The organism is Pseudomonas amygdali, from assembly GCF_002699855.1.
Classification (GTDB): domain Bacteria; phylum Pseudomonadota; class Gammaproteobacteria; order Pseudomonadales; family Pseudomonadaceae; genus Aquipseudomonas; species Aquipseudomonas amygdali.
Genome location: NZ_LKBW01000254.1, coordinates 1 through 217, shown reverse-complemented (window position 1 = coordinate 217; position 217 = coordinate 1). Strand labels below are relative to the sequence as shown.

Genomic DNA, 217 nt, shown 5'->3' with positions numbered 1-217 from the left:
AAACGACAGAAACTCAACACTGCGATGCTGACGCTTTAACCGGCCAATGACTTCGCCTGTTGCTACATCCAGAGCAGCAAACAGCGAAGTCGTCCCGTGACGCTTGTAATCGTGCGTACGTGTCGCAGGATTTCCGGGCGCTAAAGGCAGTCCAGGTTGCGTACGGTTCAGCGCCTGGATCTGGCTTTTCTCATCAACACATAACACCAGTGCTCTA

The 217-nt window shown here is 53.0% G+C and carries 1 pseudogene; it reads right to left on the bottom strand.

Annotated elements, in window-relative coordinates:
• Positions 1-217, bottom strand: a pseudogene (locus AO277_RS15750) (IS630 family transposase); the annotation flags it as partial.